Origin of the sequence: Streptosporangium sp. NBC_01639, assembly GCF_045209755.1 — a bacterium.
In the GTDB taxonomy this organism is placed as follows: domain Bacteria; phylum Actinomycetota; class Actinomycetes; order Streptosporangiales; family Streptosporangiaceae; genus Streptosporangium.
The window spans coordinates 3,196,717-3,223,289 of sequence record NZ_CP109272.1; the positions used below are offsets into that span (position 1 = coordinate 3,196,717).

The 26,573-nt window shown below is 70.5% G+C and carries 11 protein-coding genes; 4 read left to right on the forward strand and 7 right to left on the reverse strand.

Annotated features, from left to right (window positions below):
• The first annotated feature begins 4 nt into the window (after nucleotides 1-4).
• Genes OHA77_RS14195 through OHA77_RS14205 form a run of 3 tightly spaced genes read left to right on the forward strand, consistent with a single transcriptional unit; the run spans nucleotide 5 to nucleotide 9,638 of the window.
• The gene (locus OHA77_RS14195) at nucleotides 5-3,133 is read left to right on the forward strand and encodes a non-ribosomal peptide synthetase (protein ID WP_406318549.1); all 3,129 of its coding nucleotides are present in this window, start codon (nucleotides 5-7) and stop codon (nucleotides 3,131-3,133) included.
• Nucleotides 3,130-8,667 (forward strand): amino acid adenylation domain-containing protein, encoded by a 5,538-nt coding sequence (locus OHA77_RS14200; RefSeq protein ID WP_406318551.1) that lies wholly within the window; start codon nucleotides 3,130-3,132, stop codon nucleotides 8,665-8,667. Before OHA77_RS14195 ends, OHA77_RS14200 begins: the two co-directional genes overlap by 4 nt.
• Nucleotides 8,664-9,638, forward strand: a complete 975-nt coding sequence (locus OHA77_RS14205; protein WP_406318553.1) for a TauD/TfdA family dioxygenase — start codon at nucleotides 8,664-8,666, stop codon at nucleotides 9,636-9,638. The genes OHA77_RS14200 and OHA77_RS14205 overlap by 4 nt, the downstream gene beginning before the upstream one ends.
• A 66-nt stretch (nucleotides 9,639-9,704) precedes the next feature.
• Here OHA77_RS14205 and OHA77_RS14210 read toward each other — a convergent pair whose 3' ends face one another.
• The 7 genes from OHA77_RS14210 to OHA77_RS14240 form a co-directional block, all read right to left on the reverse strand.
• On the reverse strand, nucleotides 9,705-10,229 hold the full coding sequence (locus tag OHA77_RS14210; RefSeq protein ID WP_406318555.1) for a hypothetical protein: 525 nt from the start codon (nucleotides 10,227-10,229) through the stop codon (nucleotides 9,705-9,707).
• Between the two features lie 63 nt (nucleotides 10,230-10,292).
• Complete coding sequence (locus tag OHA77_RS14215; RefSeq protein WP_406318557.1) at nucleotides 10,293-19,877, reverse strand: LysM peptidoglycan-binding domain-containing protein; 9,585 nt, start codon at nucleotides 19,875-19,877, stop codon at nucleotides 10,293-10,295.
• Nucleotides 19,878-19,951: 74 nt separating this feature from the next.
• Entirely contained in the window at nucleotides 19,952-20,299 is a 348-nt protein-coding gene (locus OHA77_RS14220) for a hypothetical protein (RefSeq protein WP_326820136.1), read from the reverse strand.
• Nucleotides 20,296-20,700: a YbaB/EbfC family nucleoid-associated protein gene (locus OHA77_RS14225; RefSeq protein WP_326820135.1), complete on the reverse strand. Its 405-nt coding sequence runs from the start codon at nucleotides 20,698-20,700 to the stop codon at nucleotides 20,296-20,298. Before OHA77_RS14225 ends, OHA77_RS14220 begins: the two co-directional genes overlap by 4 nt.
• Before the next feature lie 120 nt (nucleotides 20,701-20,820).
• On the reverse strand, nucleotides 20,821-21,216 hold the full coding sequence (locus OHA77_RS14230; RefSeq protein WP_406318560.1) for a hypothetical protein: 396 nt from the start codon (nucleotides 21,214-21,216) through the stop codon (nucleotides 20,821-20,823).
• Entirely contained in the window at nucleotides 21,213-22,103 is an 891-nt protein-coding gene (locus OHA77_RS14235; RefSeq protein WP_406318562.1) for an SseB family protein, read from the reverse strand. The genes OHA77_RS14230 and OHA77_RS14235 overlap by 4 nt, the downstream gene beginning before the upstream one ends.
• A 147-nt stretch (nucleotides 22,104-22,250) precedes the next feature.
• Nucleotides 22,251-23,291 carry a hypothetical protein gene (locus OHA77_RS14240; RefSeq protein ID WP_326820132.1) on the reverse strand — a complete coding sequence of 347 codons (1,041 nt, stop codon included), beginning with the start codon at nucleotides 23,289-23,291 and terminating at the stop codon, nucleotides 22,251-22,253.
• Between the two features lie 307 nt (nucleotides 23,292-23,598).
• Here OHA77_RS14240 and OHA77_RS14245 point away from each other — a divergent pair, with 307 nt between their 5' ends.
• Nucleotides 23,599-26,397, forward strand: coding sequence for an AfsR/SARP family transcriptional regulator (locus OHA77_RS14245; protein ID WP_406318564.1), 2,799 nt, complete (start codon nucleotides 23,599-23,601; stop codon nucleotides 26,395-26,397).
• Nucleotides 26,398-26,573 lie beyond the last annotated feature (176 nt).

The following is a 26,573-nucleotide window of genomic DNA, read 5'->3' on the forward strand; positions in this document are numbered from 1 at the left end:
CGAGGTGACCGCCAGGGAATGGGAGGCTCCCGCCTCCTTCGGCCAGGAGAGGATCTGGCTGGCCGACCAGATGGACCCCGCCTCGCCCGTGTTCAATCTGCCGTGCTCGTTCGAGATCCCGCATCCGTTCGAGGCCGACGAGATCGTCGCGACGCTGAAGGCCGTCGCCGACCGGCACGAGGTGCTCCGTACCTCCTTCAGGACCGTCGACGGCGCCCTCCGCCAGGTGGTGCACGCCGAGGTCGACCTCGACGTGCGGGTGCACGATCTGCGGATGCTCCCGGCCGAGGAGCGCCGCTCCCGGTTGTTCGGGCACCTCCTGGCCGACGCCGGGGCCGCGATCCCGACCGACCGCGCCCCGCTGTGGCGGGCCACGGCGGTCCGGACCGACGACGCGCGCTGGGTGGTCGGTTTCGTGGTCCACCACGCCGTGTTCGACGCGGCCTCCGCCGTCATCCTCTCGGATGAGATATCCGAACTGTGCGCCGCCGCGGCGCACGGCAGACCAGCCGACCTGCCCGAGCTGCCCATCCAGTACGCCGACTACGCGGCCTGGCAGCGCGACCAGCTCACCGGCCAGGCGCTGACCGGGCAGACGGACTACTGGCGGTCGCGGCTGGCCGGGCTGCCCGCCGTACACACCCTCCCCACCGACCGGCCCCGGCCCGCCCAGCTCGGCTACGCCGGGGACGAGGTCCGCTTCACCGTCCCCGAGGAGCTGCAGGGGCGGCTCACCGCGGTGGGACGCCGTTCGGCCGCGACCCCGTTCATGGTGTTCCTGACGGCCTACGTCGCGCTGCTGTCCCGGCTGTCCCGCGACGACGACACCGTGGTCGGGGTGACCATGAGCGGGCGGGACCTGCCGGAGGTCACCGGCCTGGTCGGGATGTTCATCAACCAGATGGTGGTGCGGACCGACACCTCGGGCGACCCGGCCTTCGCCGAGCTGCTCGGCCGGGTCCGCACCACCCTGCTCGACGCCATGGAGAACGGCCAGATCCCGTTCCAGGCGGTCGTGGAGGCGGTCGCACCGCAGCGGGACCCGGGGGTGCAGCCGCTCTACCAGATCGGCTTCAACTACATCCCGGACTCCGGCATCGAGCCGATCCCCTACACCACCTCGAAGGACGACCTGGCCTTCGACCTGACCACCGGCACCAGCAGGCTGCTGTACCGCACCGACCTGTTCGACCGGGCCACCGCGGAGACGTTCGTCGCCCGCTACCTGCGGGTCCTGGCCGCCGCCGCGGCCGACCCGCAGACCCGGATCGGCGACCTGCCGCTGCTGGACGACGCCGAGCGCGCGTCGCTGCTGGCGGCGGGCACCCCGGAGCCGCCGCGCGAGCACGCCACGGTCGGCCGCATGGTGGAGGCGCAGGCCGCCCGCACCCCGGACGCGACCGCCGTGATCGTCGGTGACCGGCGGCTGACCTACGCCGAGCTGGACGAGGCCGCCGGCCGGGTGGCGGCCCGGTTGAGCCGGGCGGGCGTGGGCCCCGAGTCGCTGGTCGCGGTGTACGCCGAGCCGTGCCTGGAGCTGCTGCCCGCCCTGCTGGGCGTGTGGAAGGCCGGAGCGGGCTACGTACCGGTGGACCCCGCCTACCCGGCCGGCCGGGTGGCGTACATGCTCGCCGACTCCGCCGCCGCGGTGGTGCTCACCCAGCGGCACCTGGCGGGAACCCTGCCGGCCGGCGGCGGAGTCGTGCTCGCCGTCGACGACCCCGGCGAGTGGACCGGGGAACCGGCCTCTCCGCAGACGGCCGGACCCGGGAACGTCGCGTACGTCATCTACACCTCCGGCTCGACCGGCACCCCCAAGGGCGTCGTGGTCGAACACGGTTCGGTGGCCGCCTACCTGACCTGGGCCGGCACCTCCTATCCCGGCCTGGCGGGACAGGCGCTGCTGCACTCCCCGATCTCGTTCGACCTGACGGTCACCGGCCTGTTCGGACCGCTGACCGTCGGCGGAGCGGTACGGTTCGCCGCTCTCGACGAGAACCTCCCGGCGGACGGGAAGCCGACGTTCCTCAAGGCCACCCCCGGTCACCTGATGCTGCTGGCGGCGCTGCCCGACCACGTGGCGCCCAGCGCCGACCTGGTGCTGGGTGGTGAGGCGCTGCGCGCCGACCGGGTCGCCGCCTGGCGGGAGCGCCACCCCGGCGTCACCGTCGTCAACGAGTACGGTCCCACCGAGGCCACCGTCGGCTGCGTCGCGGCCCTGGTGGCACCGGGTGAGGCGCTGCCCGTCGACCGGTCGGGATCGGTCGGGATCGGCCGGCCGGCCCCCGGCAACGCCGCCTACGTGCTGGACGACGGGCTGCGGCCGGTCCCCGTCGACGTCGTCGGTGAACTCTACGTCGCCGGACCCCAGGTCACCCGCGGCTACCTGAACCGGCCGGGCGCCACCGCCGCCGCCTACCTGCCGTGCCCCTACGGCCCGCCCGGCGGGCGGATGTACCGCACCGGCGACCTGGCACGCCGCCGCGCCGACGGCAGTCTGGAGTTCCTCGGCCGCGCGGACGACCAGATCAAGCTGCACGGCTACCGCATCGAACCCGGCGAGATCGAGACGGCCCTGCGCGCGCTGCCCGGCGTCCGCGCCGCCGCCGTCACCGTCCGGGAGGACGCCTCCGACGGCGCGCGGCTCGTCGCCTACCTGGTCGGCGACGCGGACCCGGCGGCGGCGAAGGACGCGCTCGCCGCCGTCCTGCCGGAGTACATGATCCCGTCCGGCTACGTCACCGTCGACGCCCTGCCCCTGACCCCCAACGGCAAGCTCGACCACGCCGCGCTCCCCACCCCGGCGGCGGCTCCGGACCGCGGGTACGTCGCGCCCCGCACCGCCGCCGAGGAGCTGGTGGCGGAGGTGTTCGCCGCGCTGCTGGGAGTGGAGAAGATCGGCGTCGACGACGACTTCTTCGAGCTCGGCGGCAACTCCCTGCTGGCGATCCGGGCCATCGCCAGGATCCGCGGCCAGATCGAGGTCGACATCCCGGTCCGCGGGCTGTTCTCCTACGCCACCGTCGCCGACCTCGCCGCCGAGATCGAACGGCGGCTCACCGAAGACCTCGACCAGCTCAGCGATGAGGACGTCGAGCGGCTACTCACAGCGGAAGGTGACGGCCGAGCATGACGACCATCCCGGAGACCACCCCGGACACCTCCCCCCAGCCGCCCGCGCGGCCCTCCTCCGCCGACGCCCGCCGGGCGCTGCTGGAGCAGCGGTTACGCCGGCGGGCCGCCACCACCGTGGCGCCCCGCCCCACCGGGACCGTCCCGCCCCTGTCCTACCAGCAGGAGCGCGTCTGGTTCATGGAGCAGTTCGCGCCGGGCACCAGCCAGTACAACATCCCGGTTCCGATGCGCCTCACCGGCGAGCTCGACCTCGACCTGCTGGAGCAGGCCCTGCAGACGCTCCCGGTCCGGCACGAGGCGCTGCGGATGCGGTTCCCCGCCGACGCGGACGGCAGGCCCACCGTGCACGTCGAGCCGTCCGTCGCGGTGCCGCTGCGCTTCGTCACGGCGGACGACGAGGCCACCGCCCAGGTGCTGATCGACGAGGCGGCCACCGAACCGTTCGACCTGGCCGACGGGCCGCTGCTCCGCGCCCTGCTGGTCAGGCTCGCCGACGACGACCACCGGCTGCTGGTCACCACCCATCACATCGTCGGCGACGGCTGGTCGGTGGACCTGCTGCTGCGCGACCTCGCCGCGGCCTACCACGCCCGGCGCGCCGACGACCCGGCCGCGCTGCCCGACCTGCCGATCTCCTACGGAGACTTCGCGCACTGGCAGCGGCAGACCCAGACCGGTCCCGCGCTGGACCGCCAGCTGGAGTTCTGGAGCGACCGGCTCGCCGGCGTGCCGGCTCTGGAACTGCCCACCGACCGGCCCCGGCCCGCCACCCAGGCCTTCGACGGCGACTGGCACATCGTCGACGCCGACGCCGACCTCACCGCCGCGGTCAACCGGCTCTCCCGGGAGCGCGGCTCGACCCTGTTCATGACGCTGCTCGCCGCCTACCAGGTGCTCCTGGCACGGCACTCCGGCCAGGACGACTTCGCGGTCGGCTCCTCCTCGGCGGGCCGGTCGCTGGCGGAGCTGGAGAACGTGGTCGGCATGTTCGTCAACATGCTGCCGATGCGCGCGCGGCTCGACGACGACCCCACCTTCGACGAGCTCCTCGAACGCACCCGGGTCGAGGTGCTCGACGCCTTCGACCACGCGGAGGTCCCGTTCGAGCAGCTGGTCAACGCGCTCGGCGTGCCCCGCGACGTCAGCCGGTCGCCGGTGTTCCAGGCGATGTTCGCGCTGCAGAACTACCAGATGGGCAGGATCGCGGATGCGGGGAGTTCGGACCTGCGCATCGCGTGGCTGCCGATGGACCTGCGGGCCACCCGGTTCGACATCGAACTGCACGTCATCGAGGTGCCGGACGGGCTGATCGTCAAGTTCGTCTACAACACGGCGCTGTTCGACGAGGCCACCGTGGCGGGGATGGCGGACCGCTTCCTCGCCCTCCTGCGGTCGATCGTCGCCGCCCCCGCCACCCGGGTGTCCGAGCTGCCGATGCTGGACACCGCCGAGCGGACACTGCTGGTGGACGGGTGGAACGACACCGCCGCCGAGCTGGACGCGGGGGCGACGCTGCACGGCCTGGTCGAGGCGCAGGCCGCCCGTACCCCCGGCGCCGTCGCGGTGACCTTCGAGGGCCGCCACCTCACCTACGCGGAGCTGAACGAGCGGGCCAACCGGGTGGCACACCGGCTGAGCGGCCTGGGCGTGGGACCGGAGACGCTGGTCGGCGTCTACGCCGAACGCTCGGCCGAACTCGTGGTGGCGCTGCTGGGCGTGCTCAAGGCGGGCGCGGCCTACCTGCCGCTCGATCCCGAGTATCCGGCCGACCGGCTGACATTCATGATCAACGACGCCGCCGCCCCCGTGGTACTGACCCAGGAGCACCTGAGGGACACCGTCCCCGCCACCGACGCGGTCATCCTGGACCTGGACCGGCCCGGCGAGTGGGCGGACCAGCCCACCGATGACCCCCGGCCGCCGGTCACCCCCGGCAACGCCGCCTACGTCATCTACACGTCGGGGTCCACCGGCCGGCCCAAGGGCGTGCCCAACACCCACCACGGCATCGTGAACCGGCTGCAGTGGATGCAGCGGACCTACCGGCTGGACGACGGCGACGTCGTGCTGCAGAAGACCCCGGCCGGTTTCGACGTGTCGGTGTGGGAGTTCTTCTGGCCGCTGCTCACCGGGGCGCGGCTGGTGCTCGCCAAACCGGGCGGCCACAAGGACGCGGCCTATCTGCGCACCCTGCTGATCAGCGAGAACGTGACCACCGCGCACTTCGTCCCGTCGATGCTGGCGGTGTTCCTCGCCGACGACGAGAACGCCGCGGCGGACTGCACGGCGCTGCGCCGGGTGATCTGCAGCGGCGAGGAGCTTCCGGTGGCCACCGCGGCCACGTTCATCGCGGCGCTCCCGCACTGCGAGCTGCACAACCTGTACGGGCCCACCGAGGCCGCCATCGACGTCACCTCCTGGCACTGCACTCCGGAGGGCATCGCCGGCGCGGTCACCCTGCCGATCGGCGCCCCGATCGCGAACATCCGGCTCTACGTCCTCGACCGGCACGGCAGCCCCACCCCGGTCGGCGTGCCCGGCGAGCTGCACATCGGCGGGGTCGGGGTGGCCAGGGGGTATCACCGCCGCCCGGCGCTCACCGCCGAACGGTTCGTCCCCGACCCGTTCGGCGCCGAACCGGGCGGCCGGATGTACCGCACCGGCGACCTGGCACGCTGGCGCCGCGACGGGAACCTGGAGTTCCTCGGCCGCATCGACCAGCAGGTGAAGCTGCGCGGCCTGCGCATCGAGCTCGGCGAGATCGAGACGGTGCTGCGGGAACGGCGGGAGGTCACCGACGCGGTCGTGGTGGTCCGCGAGGACACCCCCGGAGACAAGCGGCTGGTCGCCTACCTGACGACCTCCGGCGAGGCGGACGCAGGCGGCGAGATCGACATCGCCGAGCTGCGCCTGGCGCTGAAGCAGAGCCTGCCCGACTACATGGTGCCGACCGCGTTCGTCGTCCTGGACGCGCTGCCGCTCTCCCCCAACGGCAAGCTGGACCGCAAGGCGCTGCCGGCCCCGCAGGCGACACGGGACGCCACCGCCGAACTGGTCGAGCCGGAGACCGCCACGGAACGGATGCTGGCCGGCATCTGGACCGAGGTCCTCGGCGTGGAACGGCTCGGCGTCCACGACGACTTCTTCGACTCGGGCGGCCACTCGCTGCTCGCCACCCAGGTGGTGGCCAGGATCCGCAAGGCGTCCGACGGCTCGGGACGGCCGGTCGGCGTGATGGACCTGTTCCAGAACCGCACCATCCGTGAGCTGGCCGTCTTCATCGACGCCGGGGCCGGCGCGGCCTCCGGGCCGCAGCCGCTGCTGTACGAGCTGACCCCGAAGGCCGGCAAGCGCACCCTGTCCTACGTCTGCGTCCCGTACGGCGGCGGCAGCGCGATCGTCTACCAGCCGCTCGCCGACGCCCTCCCCGCCGGGCACGCCCTGTACTCGGTGGCCATCCCCGGCCACGACGTGGGCCTGACCGAGGAGGCGCTGCCCTTCCACGAACTGGTGGACCGGGTGGTGGCGGAGATCCGCGAACGGGTGGACGGCCCGCTGGTCCTCTACGGGCACTGCGGCGTCGGCAGCGCCATCGCGGTCGGGGTGGCCCGGAAACTGACCGAGGCCGGCCGGGACGTGGACGCGGTCTACATCGGCGCCATGTTCCCGTTCGCCCGGCTCAAGGGCGTCGTCGGCGCGGTCCGGACCCGGCTGGAGAAGCTGCGCAGCAACCGCGAGTCCGCCAACTGGCTGAAGGGGATGGGCGTCGACACCGACGCGCTCGATCCGGAGCAGGCCGACCGGATCATCGGCAACATGCGGGCCGACTCCCGTGCCGCCGAGGAGTACTTCACCGAGCTGCTCGACCGGCGGCCGGAGCCGATGTCCGCCCCGATCATCTCGGTGGTCGGCTCCGAGGACCCGGTGACCGACTACCACACCGAGCGGTACCGGGAATGGGAGTTCCTCACCACCACCACCGGGCTGGTGGTGCTCGACCAGGCCGGCCACTTCTTCCTGAAGCACCGCTCGGAGGAGCTGGCCGAGATCGTCACGGCCATCCACCCGGCGATGGCCCGGCGGGAGACCACCGGGTACGGCGTCGCCGAGCGGGGCCCGGACGCCGCCTGGGCGCTGCACGACACGCACTACCCGGCCGGCCCCGGAGAACCCGCGGGCCCGCCCGCGGTGGAGCCGAGCAACTCCAGGTTCCTCAGCGTCGCGATCGGCCAGCTGGTGTCGTCGACCGGGTCGGCGCTGACCGGCTTCGCCGTACCGGTCTGGCTGTTCGACCGGACGGGGTCGGTGACCGACCTCGGGCTGCTGTGGGCGCTGACGCTGCTCTGCGGGGTGGCGATGCTGCCCATCGCCGGTCCGCTCATCGACCGGTTCGACCGGCGGCGCGTGATGATCACGGCGAGTGGCATCTCGGGCGTGATCCAGCTCTGCATCACGTTGCTGCTGCTGACCGACCGGCTGGACCTGTGGGTCATCTACCTGCTGCTGCCGCTCAACTCGATGGCCGGCACCTACCAGCGGCTGGCCTTCCAGACCGCCGTCCCGCAGCTGGTGCCCAAACGCTATCTGGGTCACGCGGTGGGCCTCACCCAGCTCACCAACGGGTTCGCGATGCTGTTCGCCCCCCTGATGGGCGCCGGGCTGTACGTCGCGATCGGCCTGACCGGCATCCTCGCCATCGACGTGGCCAGCTACCTGTTCGCCCTCGTGGTGCTGCTGGTCGTCCGTTTCCCCGACACCCTCGGCTTCCGCCGCAAGGAGCCGCTGGTCACCGCGATCGCGGAGGGGCTGCGGTTCTCCTGGAACCTCCGCGGGTTCCGGGCCATGGTCGTCTACTTCGCCGTCGCCAACGTCTTCCTGGGCCCCGCCCTGGTGCTGACCGTCCCGCTGACGCTCTCCTTCGGCACGGTCTCCCAGGTCGCCCAGGTGGCGGTGGCCGAGGCCGTGGGCGCGGTGGCCGGCGGGGTGCTGATGGCGCTCTGGGGCGGCCCCCGCAAGCGCCGGATGATCGGCGTGTTCCTGGGCAACCTGGTGATGGCCGCCGGATGCCTGGTGATGGGGCTGCAGCCGTCCCTGGTCGTGGTCATGGCCGGTGTCTTCTGCCTCGCCATGGGAATGACGGTCTCCCAGGGCATCTACGTGACGCTGATCCAGGTCAAGGTGCCGCAGCGGTACCACGGGCGGGTGCTCGCCCTCAACCAGGCCATCTCGTGGTCCACCCTGCCGCTCGGGTTCGCCGTGCTGGCGCCGCTGGCCACTTCCCTGTTCAACCCCCTGCTGCAGCCGGACGGCGCGCTCGCCGGTTCGGTCGGCGCGGTCATCGGCACCGGCGACGGGCGGGGCGTGGGCCTCACCTATGTCGTCTTCGCACTGATGATGGCCGCGGTCACCGTCTGCGCGTCCGCCATCCGGTTGCTGCGGAACTTCGACACCGAGGTGCCCGACTCGCTCCCCGACGACCTCATCGGCATGCAGGAACGGCAACGCCGCCTGAAAGGAACCAACGCATCATGACGGGTGTCATCCCCACGGACCTGGCCCAGCTCGGGCCGGTGACCGGGCAGCTGGACGGCAACGACCACACCACCGTCGTGGTGTACGGCCTCGGGCCGGACGTGACCGACCCTCTCGACTGGGTGACGACGCACCGCGAGAGCCTGCGGGCGGGTCTGGCCGGGCACGGCGCGGTGCTGCTCCGCGACCTGCCGGCCGACCTCGAGCTGTTCGACCGGATCGTCCGCGTCGTCGGCGGTGACCCGCTGCGCTACACCGAGCGTTCCACGCCGCGCACGTCCGTCACCGAGTCCATCTACACCTCCACCGAGTATCCGGCCGACCAGTCGCTCCCGATGCACAACGAGAACTCCTACTCGGACACATGGCCGGGTCACCTGTTCTTCACCTGCGCCACCGCCGCGGCCACCGGCGGGGCCACCCCGATCGCGGACAGCCGGGCGGTGTTCCGCCTGATCCCCGACGAGGTGCGGGACCGGTTCGCCGACGGTGTCGTGTACGCCAGGTCCTTCCGGGAGGGGCTCGGCCTGTCCTGGCAGGAGTCGTTCCAGACCGACGACCCGGCGGCGGTCGAGGAGCACTGCACGCGGCACGGGCAGACGTTCGAGTGGACCGAGGACGGCCTGCGCACCAGGCATCTCCGGCCCTCGCACCAGACCGAGCCGCTCACCGGCGAGCAGGTCTGGTTCAACCAGGCGAACCTGTTCCATGTCACCAGCCTGGACGAGGAGGTCCGCGAGGCCCTGCTGTCGCTGTACGACGAGGCCGACCTGCCGCGGAACGCCTACCTCGCCGACGGCACCCCGATCGACCCGGCCGACCTCGCCGCGATCAAGGCCGCCTACGACGAGGCCTCCTTCGCGTTCCCCTGGCGCCCCGGCGACGTGATGATCATCAACAACATGCTGTGCGCGCACGGCCGGGAGCCGTTCACCGGTGCCCGCCGGATCCTGGTCGCCATGACGGCCTGACCACCGGCCCCCGTGGCCGCAGCCCGAGGACCTGACCGCCGGCGACGGCGGCCAGGTCCTCAGGGGTCAGGCCTGCCGGGCCGCCAGGTCGCGGTAGGTGTTCCGGACGACCAGCAGCCGGTTCAGCCGGAAGCGACCCGGCGCCGCCGCGCGCACCCGCTGCCCGCGCTCCGACCAGAACCCGCCGTCCGACACCTCCTCCTGCCCCGGCGAGACGAACTTCATGACCTCCTCGATCGCCGCCATCGCGATCGTCAGCGCCTGCAGCGCCTCGCTGGGTTCACCGACCGGCACGTTCCCGGCGGTCAGGTCGGCCACCCACAGCCACTCCCCGGCGTCGAGCAGCTGCGACGGCTCCGGGCCGCCGAACGCCGGGAACCGCGCGGACGCCACCTCGCGTTCCGGCAGGCCGAACAGGAACTCGCGCTCGGTGCCGCATCCCGGGCACACTCCGGTGTACCAGGAGACCGGCTCCCCTCCGACGTTCGCCAGCGCGCTCTCCCAGGTCGTGTCGGCCGAACCACACTCGCACGGGTACAGGTCGAGGTACAGATGCGCTTCGTCCCTGCTCCGCGCCACCGGAAACGGCATCGCAGTCCTCTCTTGCAGTCTTCCAGTCCGGCAACGGGCCGACGGGCTCCTGGGGCGGGCCGCTCAGTTCGCGTGACCGGCCACCAGGTCCTTCAGGTTCTTCGGCAGGAACAGCTTCATACCGGCCGGCAGGTCGGCGGGGTCAGAGCCGATCACCTTGCGGTTGTGCTCCCAGATGTCCTTCCAGTAGTGGCCGTCGCCGTAGTGTTCCTCGGCGAGCTGCCACAGTGTCTCGCCCGAGGCGACGGTATGGCGCTGCCCCTTGGCCGGTGCCGGTGCCGGGTCCGGATCCGGCTCCAGGCCCGGGTCCGGCTTCGGGGTTTCGGGAGCCGGCGGCGGGGTGCTGTTCCTCGGGCCGGGGTCCACCGGCCGCCGGCCGCAGACGCAGGGCTCGCCGGGCGGGCAGTCGCACTTCTCCTCCTCCGGCGGGAGCCAGCCGGTGGTGTTGCTGATCCGGGCCATCCGGTCCCAGTACTCGTCCCTCAGCGCGTGCCGCGGAGCCGGTCGGGCCGGCATCGGAGCGGTGCCGGCGTCGGGGCGGTTGAGGAGGGCGGCGAGCCCGCCCCCCTGGGCCGGCACCGCCTGCTGCCCGTCGTTCTGCGGCGGCACCGGCGGAGCCTGGCCGCGGTCCCGGAGGCTCCACGCCAGCCCGTTCATCTCACGCTCGTGGTAGGCCCGTTCTTCGTCCGTACGGGCCGATCGCCACTGATCCGCCACCTCCCGATACTCGTTGTACAGCGCCGTCGCACACTCGTCCCGACCGCCCGTCCGGGTCACCCACGACAGAGCACGGCGGATCACACCCTGCTCCTGCCGCTGGAGCAGGTGGCTGATCTCGTGGATCACCATCCGCTTCACAACGTCCGGGTGGGGCCGTTCGGTGAGCACCGTGTCGTGCAGGTACGGGAAGTCGCGCGACGGGGTCGTCGTCTTCGCCATCAGCTCTTCCACCCGGCCGCTCAACACCATCCGCTTCACCGGCCGGCCGATCGTGATCCGGAAGTGGTGCGTGCCGTGGCTCTCGGTCTCCACCACCAGCGTCGATCGATCCGCGGACCAGCTCAGGCTCTTGACGCCCCGGCCCAGTTGCGAGGGCAGGAGATCCTTTATCGCCGCCTTGATCTCCTCCACGGTCAGGTCGGGCAGATGCGGCGCCCGGCCGTCCACGACGAACGCCGTCCCGGAGATCTGTTGTGCCGACACCGAGCCCATCCCACCGACCGATGCCGAGCCCGTGGCGCTGGGCGACACCGCGCCCGCGCCGGCGACTCCCTGGTAGGAGCTGCCGCCCGACCCTGCCGATCCCTCCTCCGTGTCGGGGGTGGCGGAGGCGCGCGAGGCGGAAGTCGCCGGGAAGGCGACCGGCACGCCGCGCCGGACCAGCTCTTCGCGGACCCGGTGGTCGAAATCTCCTTCCTCCGGCGAGCGGTTGTGCAGTGCGCGCAGGTCGACTCCGGCCTCGTCCGCGAGGGCCACCAGCGTGGCGGGGAGCGTGCCGAACGCCGAGGCGAATCCGCCGTCGGGCAGCTCGCTGCGCAGCATGCCGTCCCGAGTGGCCCGGTAGTGATGTGCGGTGCCGTCGGGCTCACGGAGCTCAAGGTGGACGTCGGCGTGCAACCCGCGTGCCAGCAGCCGGGCCTGGGTCACCAGGCCCATCTGTCCGGGGGCGCTCGCCGTGGCGATGAGCAGGATCGGTGTGCCGGGCTTCCGGCGGCCGAACAGGTGCCACCGTGCCGCCTCGACGATCCCCTTGTGCAGGACGTCGGGAGCGATGTCGGAGCCGGCCCTCCCCTCAGCCTTCGCCTCGGTGATCAGCGCGTTCAGATCGAGCGGACGCGCGGTCCCGGCCGCCGGCCTGCTCCGCCACCGCGCCCGCCAGCCGGGCCGCTCAGTGGTGCGGGTGACCTCCGGCGCGCCAAGGCTCCAGCCCCACCGGCGCCGGCCTTCGGCGCCACGTGAGAGCTCGACCTTCCTCAGGTCACGCTCGAACATGGTCACCTCGGCCAGGCCCGTCGCGACGTCCTGCGCCTCGACCCGCAGTTCGGTCTTCTCCGCCTTACCGGGCTTCACGGCCTTACCAGGCTTCGCGGCCTTACCGGGCTTCACGGTCTTCACCTCGGCCGCGATGTCGAACGACACCGGCACCTCGACGCTGGCGGCGGTGCCCTTCGCGAAGCGGCTCAGCTCGGTGCGGTTCCCGTTGCTGACCGTGGTCTGCACCGAGACTTGCCAGCCGGTGGATTTCGACCTGCTCAGTCCGAGGAGCCGTGTGACTCTGCCGACGGAGAACTTCCGGCTCCAGCTGACGGTCCGCTCGGTGATGTGCATGATCCGGCGCACCAGGCCGATCTCGGTGTCCTTCCGGCCGGTGACGGTGACGTGGAGGTCCTGCGGCCGGGCCTTGATGGTGACCTCCACCACCTTGCCCGGCTTGCTCGGGTGGGTGAGGCGGATCGTCGTGGACCCGTCTTCCTCGAGCATCTGGCGGAAGTTGACACCCTGCCGCATCTCCGACAGGTCGCGTTCCAGCGTGGCCAGCGCCTCTTTGGAGGCCGGCTCGCCGAGCAGCTCCGCGACCAGCTCCCGTACGGCTGCCTCCAGCCCGTCGGTCCGCAGGTTGTCCACCATTAAGGTTTCCGGCAGCTTCACCACCGGTCGGGGGTCGGGGACCCGCTGCGGCTTCTCCACCATCACCAGGTCCGACGGCACCAGCCGGGTCATCTCCCCTTCCAGCTCGACCACGACAGGCTTGCGGGCGACGTTCTGCTCCGCCTCTCCTTCCGTGACCTCCGTGACCTGACTCTCGCCGACCGTGATCGTGACCTTGATCGCATGGCGGATCTCGTCCAGACCGAAGGTGGCGATCCGCTGCAGCTCGGTCCACTGCTGTGTTCTGGAGGCCGTACCGGAATGGCTGTAGCTGACCCCTCCCGAACCTGAAAAACCGACATTGACGTCGTCGTTCCCCAGCGAAACGCTGCCGCCGACGTTGCCTCCGTACGACGTGCCGGACGACTCGGACGCGGTGAGCTGGTCGTAGCCGTAGCGCTGCACGATCAGGCCACGGTCGCTGTAATGGGCGAGCAGTTCGACCGGGCCGTCGCCGAAATCCACCTGCAACCGGATGGGGGGGATCCTGCCGGCCCCCGCGTCGGCTCGCACCGTCGGGGAGTAGACGTAACCGTTCCCGCCGAGCATGTTAGCCAGCTTCGCTCCCAGCCAGCGCCGACCGGCGAAGCTGCTGAACAGGCTGCGCCGCGGCACCGGTCTCGCGTCCGGGTTGGCCCGCTCGTACGCTTCGACGGCGTCGAGTATCGCGCGGTGCAGGTCGGTCTCCGGGCCGTCCTTCCCGTACCGCAGGACGATCTCCTCGGGCCAGGACTGGCCCAGCTTGCCCCGAACGGAGTCCGCGACCTCCACCATGTCCGGTTCCGGGTGCGCCGCCCGATCGGCCTCCTTGGCCAGCAGGCGGGCCAGGCGCCGACCGGGGTCGGTCTCCTTCCGGAGGTCCGGGTCCTGGTTGCCGAACAGCTGCATGAGCCGGTCGAGCAGCACCTGCGGCGTGTGCCTGGCAGCCAGCCCGAGTTCGGCACCGGAGGCACGGGCGGCCTTGATGTCCTGAAGATAGCGCTTGACCAGCAGGGCCTGCGTGCCACGCCTGATCTCCAGGTGGCCGTACAGGAACCGTTCCACCGCGTCGGACACCTCGTCCAGCGGCAGCAGCACCTCTCCCTGCGCGTACATGTGCAGCACGTCCCGTTCGGGCTTCAGGAACATGTACGTGCCGTCGTCCGCCGTGACCGTCTCGGTCTTGCCCGTGCCCACCTCGCTGACGGTGACGGTGGTGGTCAACTGCGCGGCGAACAGCGCCTGGTCGCCGGTGTCGATGCCCAGATACTCCTCTCCCGAGATCGGCAGTTTCGTGCGCGAGGTGGAACGGTTCTTCGACCGGGACCCTCCGGCATCCACACCATCCGTGGGCTGCGTGGCCTGGCTGAAGCCTCCCGAGGCGGAGCCGTTCCACGTCCCGCCGCTCTGCTTGCCGGCGGACGTGCCGTGGCTGCCCAGAGTGAGGTTGATGTCGCCGTCCACCATCTCGCCGGTGGTGATGTGCTGCGATTCGCCCACCTGGCCGGAGATCGACACCACGAAACGGCGCGGCCGGACCCCCTCCGACGCTATGACGAACTCAAACTCGTACGGGGTCTGCAGGAACTCGATGTGGGACATGAGGCTGGAGTCGCTCAGGAGTTGGGCGATGGCGTGCCATGCCTCACTGCCCTGCGCGATGCCCATCTTCTTGGTGATCTCGTTCACGAGATCGGTGTTCGGACCTGTGTCGACGGCCCACGGCCTGGCCCTGTCCAGCAGCTTCGCGGGTGTCTGGAACGTGGGCGAGGGGCCGGTGGAACCGGTCGCGGGCAGCATGCCGGCGGGCAGCGCATGCGCCACCCGCACATAGCCGGTGGCGACCTCTTTCACCGTCCCGTCGCTCATCAGATGCTCGACGGTCAGCTTGTCCGTCTCTTCGGTCTCCGCCGTGGTGGAGCGGCCTTCCGCCAGGAGCACCCCGTTGGTGGTGAGCCCCTCGCTCTCGCCGGAGTTCTGGCCCGCGCTATGCCCGTAGCCCGCACCACCGCCGACAGTGTTTTCCCCGCTGCCGGACTTGAAGTCGGCGTTGCCCGCGACACCCCCCGACACGGAGACCGACAGGCCGCTGGAGCTTCCCTCGGTGTCGGACCCGATATACAGCGTGACCACCGTCCTGGCGGTCCCGTGCCCGACGTATTCCCTGCTGTCCCAGCCTCGACTGCCCCGGATGCGCAGGGTGGTCTCCTCCGGCCGGTGACCGCTCCGCCCGTCCACGATGCGGAGCAGGATCCCGTCCTTGACGAGCTGGTTGTAGTCGGTCTCCAGCCTCAGCTTGGACAGTTGCCTACCCAGTTCCGTACCGGGATCCACCCCTATCCCGCGCAGATACTCCTCCGTCACGCGCTGGATCCTGGCGAACTCGGCGAGGTTGGCGGCGTCCTCCGTCAACCGCGTGTGCCCCATCCCGACCGTGCGCACCTGGCCAGGACCGTCCCCCTGCCAGGTCGCCGGCTCCCCCTTCCGGCCGGGCGGCGGCTCAGGTGAGATGTCGTCCCGCAGCTTCGGCGAGCCGTCGGCGTGCCGCAGCTCCGCACCGGACTCGTCCCGTTGGACGATGTCCGCGTCAACCGGGAATCCCGCGTAGTAGGCGGCGCTCTCCGGCAGCTGCGCCGTCACCCCGAGCGTGCTCGTGCTCGTGACCGGTGGCTTGCTCTCACCGATGACCCGCGCGGTGAACGTGGTCACCACGTCGAACGTGTAGGCCTGGTTGTGCCCGGAGTCACGCGCCACGATCGGCACGATCGACGTGCCGCCCACGTTCACCCCGCCGGAATGCGACACCCCGCCGGAACCGTTGGCGACGGCCTTCGCCGACAGGCCCTTGACGTCCGCCAGGTCGGTGACGCCGATGTCCGGCAGGGGAAACGCGTCCTTGCCGAACTTGGCGCCCGCCGTGGCGTTCACGCCCGACGACTGGTTGGTCCCCTGCCCTCCCGACACCTCGGAGAACGAGACGCCCAGTTTCTCCCCGAGCTGCTTGGTGCTGGCCGTCCCCCACGCCTTCGCGTCCAGCTCCACCTTCCCGTTCCCGTCCTCCACGGGCCGCCACGTGAGTTCGCCTTTGGCGATGATCTCCAGCCGCGGCAGTCCCTCAGCGGTGATGATCCATTTCTTTCCGTCCGGGTCGTTCACCACCTCCAGCAGACTGTTCGGCAGCTCCTCAGCGATCATCGTGCGGATCTCGTGGTGGGCCATGGTGCCCACTCCGGCGAGCTTGGGACCCAGCGCCGCCGTGAGCCGGCTGATGGCATCTTCCAGGCCGGTCATGCCGATGACCGCGTGGTCCGGGAGCTGCGGTGTCCGCCCCGGATAGAACTGGAGTTGATCGGTCTTCCCGGGACCGTGATCGACGTGTGCGTGCGAGATGTACACCTGGGCGTGCGTCACGTCGCCGGGCAAGCCCTCGGTGACCTGCTCGCCCGGCTGCCACCCGGCCTTCCCCGGGGCGAGAACCTCGATCTCGTACCGGGCGGTCGCGCTGTACTCCAGCGACTCACCGCGGTTGTCCGTGACCCCGCCGCCCGTGACCCGGGAGTTGGACTTCTCACTGGTCGACTTCCCGGAGCCGCTGCTGTGGCCACCCTCAAGCGCGATGTGCGGCAGCATGGCCGCGGCCCACAGCCGCGCGGGGTGATGGGCCGGCAGCACCTTGATCAGATTTCCGATCAGTCCCGGCACGTCGACCCCCGTCGTCCTGCCGGTATTGCTACTGGTGGTGACCGATACCGCCTTGTGCCCCTGCTTCATGCGGCCGAGCATCAGCTCGGAGGCCGCCACCTCCCGGTCGAAGACCTCCACGAGATCGCTCAGCTGCAGCTTGATCCGGACCTCGGCGGTCTCGCCGACCCCCACCCTCAGCACTGCCCCGTCGCCGGACACCAGCTGGGGGAACTGCGGCCACAGCTGCTTTTCCAGCTCGGAGGGGGTGAACAGGTGATCGACGCCGTTGTCGGCCAGTGCCTTGTTGACCTGCTTCGTCAGAGCGGCCATGAGCGGCAGCGGCCCGGCCGGCACGCTGGCGGCCTGCCCGGCCGGCGGCGGCAGTGCCTCTGCCAACGCCTCCTGATACTCGGCGAGCCGGGAGTCCGCCTCATGCACAAGCCGGGCGGCCTCGGCGGCCAGCTCGGCCGCCGGCCCCGGCCTCCGCTCCGCGGCCAGTCGCTGCAGCGCGTCGGACGCCGCTTCGAACGCCTCACGCACGGCCTTGGCCCGGCTGACGGCCGTTGCATACCTGAGGGCGGCCCGCAGTTCGCGCGCCGAGGTCTCCTTGTCGAGCACGGCATCCGCCCGTGCCTGGCGGCGCCGCTCCGGTGCCTTTCGGTCACGCTCTCCCGGTAGTTTCTTACCCTTCCGCTCCGCCTCCTCGGCGGCATCCGCCTTCCTGATGGCCGCGTCGGCCCGTTTCTCGGCCGCCTCCGCGCTCGCCGACTTGACCTTCTCCCGCTCCTCCAGACCGGTCTCGGCGGCTGCCAGGGACTCGGACAGCTCCTTCACCTGCGCGGACAGCTCGGAGAGCGCGGGAGGCACCGACGAGGTGACCGATCTGCCCGGATTCGATGCCGTGCCGGCCAGTTGGGCGGCGAGCTCATCGGCCTGCCGGGCGATCTCCTTGGCCGCGTTGACCTGCTGCCCCGGACGAAGTGCCGCGTACTCGTCCACCGGTGCGCTCGCCGGCTTGTTCGCGGCGCGGACCAGGTCGTTCGCCAGCTTGCTCGCACCCTCGTTCAGCTGGGAGTGGTCGATGCCGGCCGGATTGTCCAGGACGATTTCCAAGGCCACCTGCATGGCCGCGTCCATGGTCTCGGGAGACGCTTCCGCCAACCAGTGGAGCGCCTGGAGCGCGCTCTCCAACGGGGATTTGCCGTCTGCCTGGGCGATCTCGATGCCCAGCCAGGCGGCCGCCTCCGCACGGAGCCGGTGCGGGCTGACGCCGTCGTTCGCCCGGACCGCCAGCCGTTCCCTCATGGCACGCAGGGGAGCGGCGGACAGGTAGACGGGACTGCCGTCCGCCCTGGTCAGCCGCATACGACCGCCCTGCACCAGCAACGCGTCCGGCGCCACGATCCCCATGGTCTCGGTCATCACCGACTCGGCGAGCTGCGTCGTGCCCGTGGGGACCGTCACGGCCGGCCCACTCGGTGTGCCCGCCGCGACCTGTGTGGACGCGTTCGCCTCGCTCTGCGTGGCCGTACCGGTGGGGTCCGCCGCGACCGGCCCGGCGGCTGGACCGCCCTGCCCGCTCACATCCGGCGCACTCGGCGCAGCCGTACTCGACGGGTCCGGCGCACTCGCGCTTGACGCACCCGCATTCGAGGAGTCCGGGGCCGCCTGCCCACTCGCGGTGGTCGCGCCCGTATTCGAGGGGTCTGGCACGCTCGCACTTGACGCACCCGCATTCGCAGGGTCTGAGGCCGCCTGCCCGCTTGGGCCGTTCTGCCCACTCGGGCCTGACGTACTCGATGCCGCCTGACCGCTCGCGGCGGTCGTGCCCGGGACGGTGCTGTTCGGGACGGTGCCGGCCGGGGTGGCGCCATCCGGAGTGGCGCCGGCCTGGACGTCCGGAGTGGCAGCGGACGCGGCGGCCGGCGTGCTCGACGTGGTTCTCGACCGCTGGGAGCCGCCCCCCAGGTCCGGGTTGGCCTGGCCGCCCTGTGGGGCCGTGGTAGCGGGCGCAGCGGGAGCGCTGCTCCGGGTGCCGCTTCCCTGGTTCCCGGTTCCACCACCGGGGACGCCCAAGCCCGTCACACCCGGGCCGCCACCGGGGCCGTCTGGTCCGCTGGTGGTGGGGCCGGGGTCACCGCCGGTCGGGCCGCCAGGGCCGGGGCCGGTGCCAGGGCCGGGGCCGGTGCCCGCGCGGATCGCGTCGGCGAGAGCCGCAGTGTCGTAGGCGGCGGCGAGGGTCGTGATCGGGTGGGCGAGTGAGTTGTAGACCTCGGGGTTGAACGGGCTGATCGATCCGGTGCGCCCGGCGCCGCCGGCGAACGCGCCCGTCATCGAGTCCATGGTGAACGCCTTGGACAGGTCCCACTCTTTGTAGACCACGCCGTTGGCGAGGTAACCGCCCAACGGCGAGGCTACGACATTGGTGAGGCCGGTGTTCAGTGCCCGCCCTGCGAAGCCGGGCACGCCTCTGGTGATCCGGGAGATCGGGCCGGCCGCCCGCATGCCGACCCACGCACCGCCGGCCGCGCCGATTGTGGAAGCAAAGAACTTCTTCCAGTCCCACTTACCCTGCTGCCGCATGGCGACGGCAGTGATGAAGCCCTCCTCGCTGATCTCCTCGATGAGTTCCTTGCCGAGCGGTGAGAGGAGCACCCGGGTGATCAAGGCGGGGCCGGTCGAGCCGCTGAGCGCGGCGAGCCGGGCCACGCCGATGGCAGCGGGCTCCCGGCCCGCGATGGCGGCCAGGCGGACGAGGATGCGGCTGATGGCCGTGCGGGCCGCCGCCGCGTACGGGCCGATCAACGGAGCGGTCGCGCCGGCGGTGAAGAAGGCGACGATGAGGGCGATGGCGTAGGCGACGACCGTGACCCAGAACGCCACGTTGATGGAGAGCTTGGAGTACTGCGTCTCGACGGCGAAGTTGCTGGTCTTCGCAGCGTAGGCGTTCCCGTCCCGGGAGATGCCGCCCAGGCCGGCCTGCTCGCCGAACAGGGACTGTGCGCGGTTGACGAAGTCGGCGGTGGCCGGGATCTTCAGGTCGGTGATGATGGTGCGGACCGCCTGGCCCGCGGGCTCGGCGGACGGCACGAGCCCGGTGCCCAGCCCCTCCAGTTCCAGGGCAAGCTCCGACAGCTTGCTCTCGCTGGCCTCGGGCCACTTCTGTCCGGCTGACAGCAGCGGGATCAGTGTGTAGACCACCCAGTGGGGCAGGCTGTCGGTCTCCCAGGCGGGCCGGACGTCCGTGACGATGCGGACCACGCCCTGCCGGGTCGGCTGCCCGCTCTGATTGATCGTGTCAGTGGTGCCCGTGCCCGTGCCCGTGCCTGTACCCATGCCGCCCCCGCTCCCACTCCGACCCTGACCTCCCCCGCTGCGCGCCTCGGCGGGCGCGGCTCATCCCGTGCGCGTCAGCCCTGGAGCACTCTGCCCCGGTCAAGGTCCTGGGCGATCGCGCCGTCGGTGCCGAGCGAGTTCTCGAGGGTCCGGCGCAGCCGCGGGCCGGCGTCGGCGATCTGCCGGACGACGTTGGCGCCGTTGGTGAGCATGATGGTGGGCCCGCCGCCCTGCATGAGGGACTGCCGGAAGGCGTTGCCTTCGGTGCCGCCGCCCCAGGGCGCGGCGGCGAGGAGCTCCGTGATCCTGGCCATCCGCTGCGCGTAGAACCGTTCCAGCTCGCCGGCCATGACATTCCACTGCGAGATCCCTCTGCCCACCGCAGGCGAGAAGATCTCCAGGCCGTCGTAGGCGTCGCTCATCGCTTCCCCTCCATCTGATCGGCGAGCTGGGCCAGCAAAGATTCGAGATCGCCGGCGAGGTGGGTCTTCATCTGGTCGGCCGGGATCAGCGGCTCGAAGACCTCGATGATCCGTTCCTGCGCCTTGGCCGCCGCCCGCTGGACGGTCTCGGTGATCGAGTCGGCCAGGGCGCGGGCGTCGGGACGCCGGTAGATGCGCGGGTCGATGTCGAGCCGGACCAGCTCGCCGCGCGAGCCGACGGTGACCGATATCAGGCCGTCATCCGACTTCTCGGTCACCTGGACGGCCCTGGCCTTGGCGTGCAGCTCGGCGCCTTCGTCCTGGAGCCGCATGAAGGTCGCACGCAGCTCGTCCGCGTAGGCCTGCAGGCCGGCGGCGTCCTTTTCGCCGAAGGACTCCATGTCACCCCCCCACCGTGCGCACCCGCCCCTCAGGTGCCGAATATGTTTCTGGTCAGTTTCCGCCACATGAACATCATTCGACAAGAGCGCAACGAAAAATCGTTATTATTCGGCCAAACCTCACAAGTCCAGCAAGACCTCGCGCTCCTGGAGCTCACCGATCTCCGCCCGCGGGACCCACCGGCGGTAGACCCCGCGCTCGACCCGCTCCAGGCCGAGCGCCACCGCCTCGGGAGCGGAGCCGCCCAGATACTCCAGCAGCAGTTCGCCCTCGCCCTCGCGCTCGTCGTGCACGTGGAAGTCGGCGTCACGCCACCGGCAGACCGTGGTCACGAAGCGCACGGACTCGCACTCGGCGGCGGGAACGGTCCGGACGTGGCAGCCGGGCTCGACCTCCTCGAAGCCCTCGGCCGGTTCCGTACGGCGGAGCCGTACCCAGGTCTCCAGCGCGGACGGCTCGGGGCTGGCGGGGTAGTCGGCGCCCTGCCAGCGGGCACGGTAGGAGTGCCAGGTCATGAGACGTCCGGCCGGACCCCGACGAGCAGCCAGCGCCGCAGGTCGCCGTGGTAGAACGCGCGCCGGTGTTCGGTCCCGGCGGCGGTCAGTTCCCAGATCTCGGCACCGTGGGTGAGCCCGACGCCGTACACCTTGTACTCGCGGATGAGCTGGTCGACGTTGGACACCAGGCCCAGCCCCACGAACGGCGGCTCCTCCACCACCCACCCGGCCACCGCCGCACGACGCGCCTCATCCACCCCGCCGTACGGCGTGCGGTACAGGCCGAGCCCGGCTGGACGCCAGCGCAGCAGGTTGAGCCCGCCGTCGTCGGTGAGCAGGTCGGGCTGGCCGAGCGCGTCGGCCAGCACGGCCGGCGTGGCGATGTGCGAGACGTCCAGGGCGTGGTGGCAGTAGCCGGAGACCCGGGGCTCGCCGCCGGAGAACAGGTCGTGGATGTCGGCCGGGCGCAGCAGCTTCTGCAGCACGGGGACGCCGGCTTCGGGGGCGAGCGCGAGGTCCTGGGCCAGGGTGGGGACGGCGAGCCTGGCCACCGTGCCGGACTCCAGGAAAAAGCCGACGGGCAGCCCCGGATTGATCGCCAGCCCCCAGCGGGGGTCGGGCCAGCCCGCGGCCAGCTCCACCATCGAGGCGATCCGGTAGTGCTCGGTGACGCCGCCGGTGGCCAGCGCCATCGTCTCAGCCGAGGTGTAGGCCAGCAGCCAGGTCCGTTCGGCGTCGGCCGCCGTCGCCCAGGCGACCCGCTCGGCGCCCTGGGCCGCGGCACGGGTGATCGGCAGTACGAAGTCGGCGTCCCTGAGCAGGCTCAGGCACAGGGCCGTCTGGCCGGCCTCGAACGCCGCCCAGAGGCGTTCCTCGAACTGACTGAAGGGCAGGGCGGTCACCATGCCGGGGCTGGGTTCGAGGAATGCACGCAGATAACCCTAAATGACGGATTCACCCCTTGTCGGCCCCCCTCGTCCCATCTCACAGAGCACGGACCGGGGACGTTCCCGGAATCCTCCGGAAGATCATCCCTCACCCCGGCACCCCGATTACAGAAAGCTGTCCTTGTAGAAGACACTGGCCTGACGCACACCGTCGGTGTTCGAGTGGAAGCCGAAGGCCAGCCGCGGTTGGACCGCCCCGCCGCTCGTGGCCGCAAGCCAGATCGCCATCCCCTGCGGCTCGCGGCCAGGCAGGGATCGGCCGGCGGAGGTCGGCCACCTGTCCTGCGCGACGCTCTGCCCCACACCGTTCAGGTCGATGGCGGTGAGATAGGAGGTGTCACTCACCCCGCCTTCAAGCAGGTAGGCGTACTGGCCGTAGGCCGTGAAGCCCTGGAAGGGATTCGCCTCGGCCCAGGTCGCGGCCCTCGTCGGCAGGGCTCGCTCGGCAAGCCGAGACCCCGTACCGAGCCGGCCGGCCCGGGCGTCGCTCATGCGGAACAGCACGATGCGCATGTCCGCGTTGACGTCCCTGAACCGCACCACCAGCCGGTCGGTGCTCGGATCGATCGCAGGCTGCGGGTTGGCCGACTGAGGGTGCATGTTCGCAAGGGTGGGAGTCCGGTCCTGGATCGAGCCGCTGTCCTTCTCGAGAACCGCGCCGTTCACGAACTTGAAGCGCCCGATCCGGTTACCGAAGCTGGTCGGCGGGTTCCGATCCTGCCATTCCGTCCACAGGTAGACGGCCCCGTTGTAGGGCTCCACACCGATCTGCACACCGTGTCCGAAATTGTGCACGGTCATGGAACCCAGTTGCTTACCGGCGAGGTCCGTCTTGGTGATCCACAGATCACCAACGTGTGCAGGGTCGGTGTTCTGCGAATTGTGCTGCGCGAAATAGACATGCCGATTGACGTTGTCATACGCGAACGACTGCATCACCCAGTTGGCGTGCAGCGACTTCCTGGTTATCGGGTTGTCTCCGGACCCCTCGAAGTCGAACCGCGGGCTGGGCGCCACGGTGGCGCGCGCGGTGCCCGCACCGACGAACGGGAGGGAGCCTGCGGCCGCCAGGACGGCGACCCGACCGCCGGCCTGAAACAGTCGTCGTCTGCTGAGGGAATGGTCCATCTGCTCGCGCGATGACACCGGGCCTCCTGGTTGATCAACAACAGGAAGCACATCTAATCGTAGATCTTCTTTTACCCTTTAGTACCGCAAAAGCCACATTTCAGAACCCCGGCAGATTTGTCCGGCGAGGAGCGCCCTGCCTTTGACTTCACCGATGACAGGCTGACAAAGGCCGCGACAGCAGACGGACCTCGACTGCGGTCACCAGAAAACCCAAGGGCTCTCCGCGCCTCCGCCATAAGCGGCCGTGCCCGTTGCCCGTGAAACCTCTTGAATCGGCCGGTCAGGTCCGCTAGACAAAAAAGATCAACTGACGGGGGCGGCCATGCCGGTGGAGTTTCGGCTTCTGGGTGGCGTCGAGGTCCTGCTCGACGGTCGGCACATCGAGATCGGGCATGCGCGTCAGCGTTGTGTGCTCGCGGCGTTGCTGGTCGAGGCCGGTAGGTGCATCCCGATCGACCAACTGCTGGACCGTGTGTGGGCGGACTGCTCCCCGCGACGAGGTCGTGAGACGCTCTACAGCTACCTTTCGCGGCTCCGACGGAGCCTGGCCGCCACCGACGGTGCCCGCATCGCACGTCGCGCCGGGGGATACACCATCGAAGTCGATCCCTCAACCGTCGATCTCCACCGTTTCCAGGATTGGGTCACTCAAGCGCGGACGGCAGCGGACGCAGCCACTGCTCAGGAACTGCTCGAAAAGGCGGTCCGCCTATGGCGGGGAGAGGCCTTCGCCGGACTTGACACACCCTGGTTGAACGCCCAGCGTGAACGGCTGGAACAACAGCGGCACACCGCTGAGTCCGACCTTGTCGACCTCTACCTGCGTTCGGGCCGGCACACCGAATTGGTCGCCACCTTGTCGGCGCATGCGGCTCTGCGTCCTCTCGACGAGCGACTGGCCGCGCAGTTGATCCTCGCCCTGTACCGCAGCGGGCGACAGGCGGAGGCTCTCCAGCATTACCAGCGGATCCGGCAGTGCTTGGCCGAGGAGCTCGGCACGGACCCAGGTGCGCCGTTGCATACGTTGTACCAGCAGATTCTCGCGAGCGATCCCGCCATAACGGCGCCCGATTCCGCTCCGTCCATGACGGGTGATCACGCGGTCCCCGTTCCACGCCAGCTCCCGTCGCCTCCCGTGCGCTTCACCGGCCGCGCCACGGAGCTCGCGCGGCTGAGCGGAGCCCTGGATCAGTCGGCTGGACCGGGAACCGATACGGCGGTGTTCACGATCGGGGGTTGCGGCGGCGTCGGCAAGACGTGGCTGGCATTGCACTGGGCCTACCAGAACATCGACCGCTTCCCCGACGGGCAACTGTTCGTGAACATGCGGGGTTTCGATCCGGTCGAACCACCGGTTTCACCGTTCACTGTGCTGACGGGCTTTCTGGAAGCGCTCGGTGTTCCACCCGAACATATGCCGGCAGACGCCGGCGCGCAGGTGGGGCTGTACCGCAGCCTGATGGCCGGACGACGGATGCTGATCGTCCTGGACAACGTCCGCAACACCTCTCAGGCGGACCCGTTGCTACCGGGGAGCCACACCTGCACCGTGGTGCTGACGAGCCGCCGGCAACTGGTGGGCATGGCGGCCAACCATGGCGCCATACCCACCGACCTGGACGTGCTGGATCAGGTCGAATCACGTCGGCTGCTGGTCCGTCGCCTCGGCGCCGAGCGTCTGGACGCCGAACCGGAGGCCGTCACCGACCTGCTGGCTTACTGCGGGGGCATGCCCCTGGCCCTGGCCATCCTGACCGCCCGCGCCACCCACGCTCCCCAACTGTCGCTCGCCGTGCTGACCGCTGAGCTGGAGGACGTCACCGCTCGACTGGACATGCTGCACAGCGGGGACCCCTCCGCGAGCGTGCGTACGGTCTTCGCAACCTCCTTCCAGGCCCTCACCGCCGAGGTCGCCGAGGTGCTCTCGTTGATGGCCCTGACACCCGGTCCCGATATCGGTCTCGAGGCCGCCGCCGCCCTGAGCGCTCTACCCGTGGCCCAGATCCGCGGGCTACTGCGGAGGCTGGAGGAGTCCTTCCTGATTCACCAGCACGCCGCAGGCCGATGGCGGATGCACGACCTGGTCCGTCTCCACGCCGCCGAACGGGCCCAGCGAGATCTGCCCGTATCCGGCCGTGAGGCGGCGCTTCGGCGACTGGTCGGCTTCTATCTGCACTCTGCCTACAACGGCGAACGGCGCCTCGCGCCGCATCGCACCCCGATTGAGCCCACCCCTCCGGCGTGCGGCCGCCAGCGGATCCTCGTACTCGACCAGGACTCGGTTTGGAGGTGGTTCACCGAGGAGTACGCCTGCCTGCTGGCCGCCCAGCATCTCGCGGCCGAGCGCGGCTGGTACGACGTGGTATGGCAGATGGCGTGGAGCCTGGACACCTTCCACTTCCGGCGCGGCACGCTGCACGATCAGTTCGCCGCCTGGACGGCGGGGCTGGACGCCGCCCGCCGCCTCGACGACCCCGCGGTCCAAATGACGGCTCACCGCATCCTCGGACACGCCTGCAGCCGGATGGATCGATCGGACGAGGCTCTGGAGCATTTCCACCAGGCGCTCACCTTTGCGAAGAACATCGGAGACCTGGATGCCCAGGCTTTCATCCACCAGGGCCTGGCGGTGCTCTGGGCACGGCAGGAGGAATACCGCAAGGCCCTGGAGCACGCCACGCATGCGCTCCGTCACTACGAGGCTCTCGACGACCCGCTGAAAACAGCGGACGCGTTCAACGACGTGGGCTGGTACGCGGCCCAGGACGGACGGTTCGACGAGGCGCGGGCCCACTGCGAAGCCGCCCTGACCATCTTCCGCCATCACCGGCACCATGACGGGGAGGCCAACACCCTCGACAGCCTGGGCTATGTCGCCTGTCGAACGGGCCGACACGGTGAAGCCTTGAACTACTACCACCAGGCGCTCACACTGATCCGCACAATCGGCAACGCTCACGACGAGGCCGGCATTCTGGAGCACCTGGGCGACGTCCACGCAGCGCTCGGCGACGAACGGCAAGCCATAACCACGTGGAGCCAGGCCCAGCAGTGTTACCGAACCCAAAGGCGGCACCAGGACGCGGAGCGCCTGGGTCGACGATTGTCAGGCGGAGCCTGAGCAAGCCATTCTCCACCTCGCCGACCGAACCCGTACGGCATGCGTCATCGGGCGCGAACCCGAGCCACCGGCGGCATGCGCAAAATAGGCCCTTCAGGGGAAACGGTCAGGTCGGAGCCATGGTAGCGGTTTGATAGTCCACTGGTAGCGCCGGTTGCTTATTCTTCAAGTGGAAA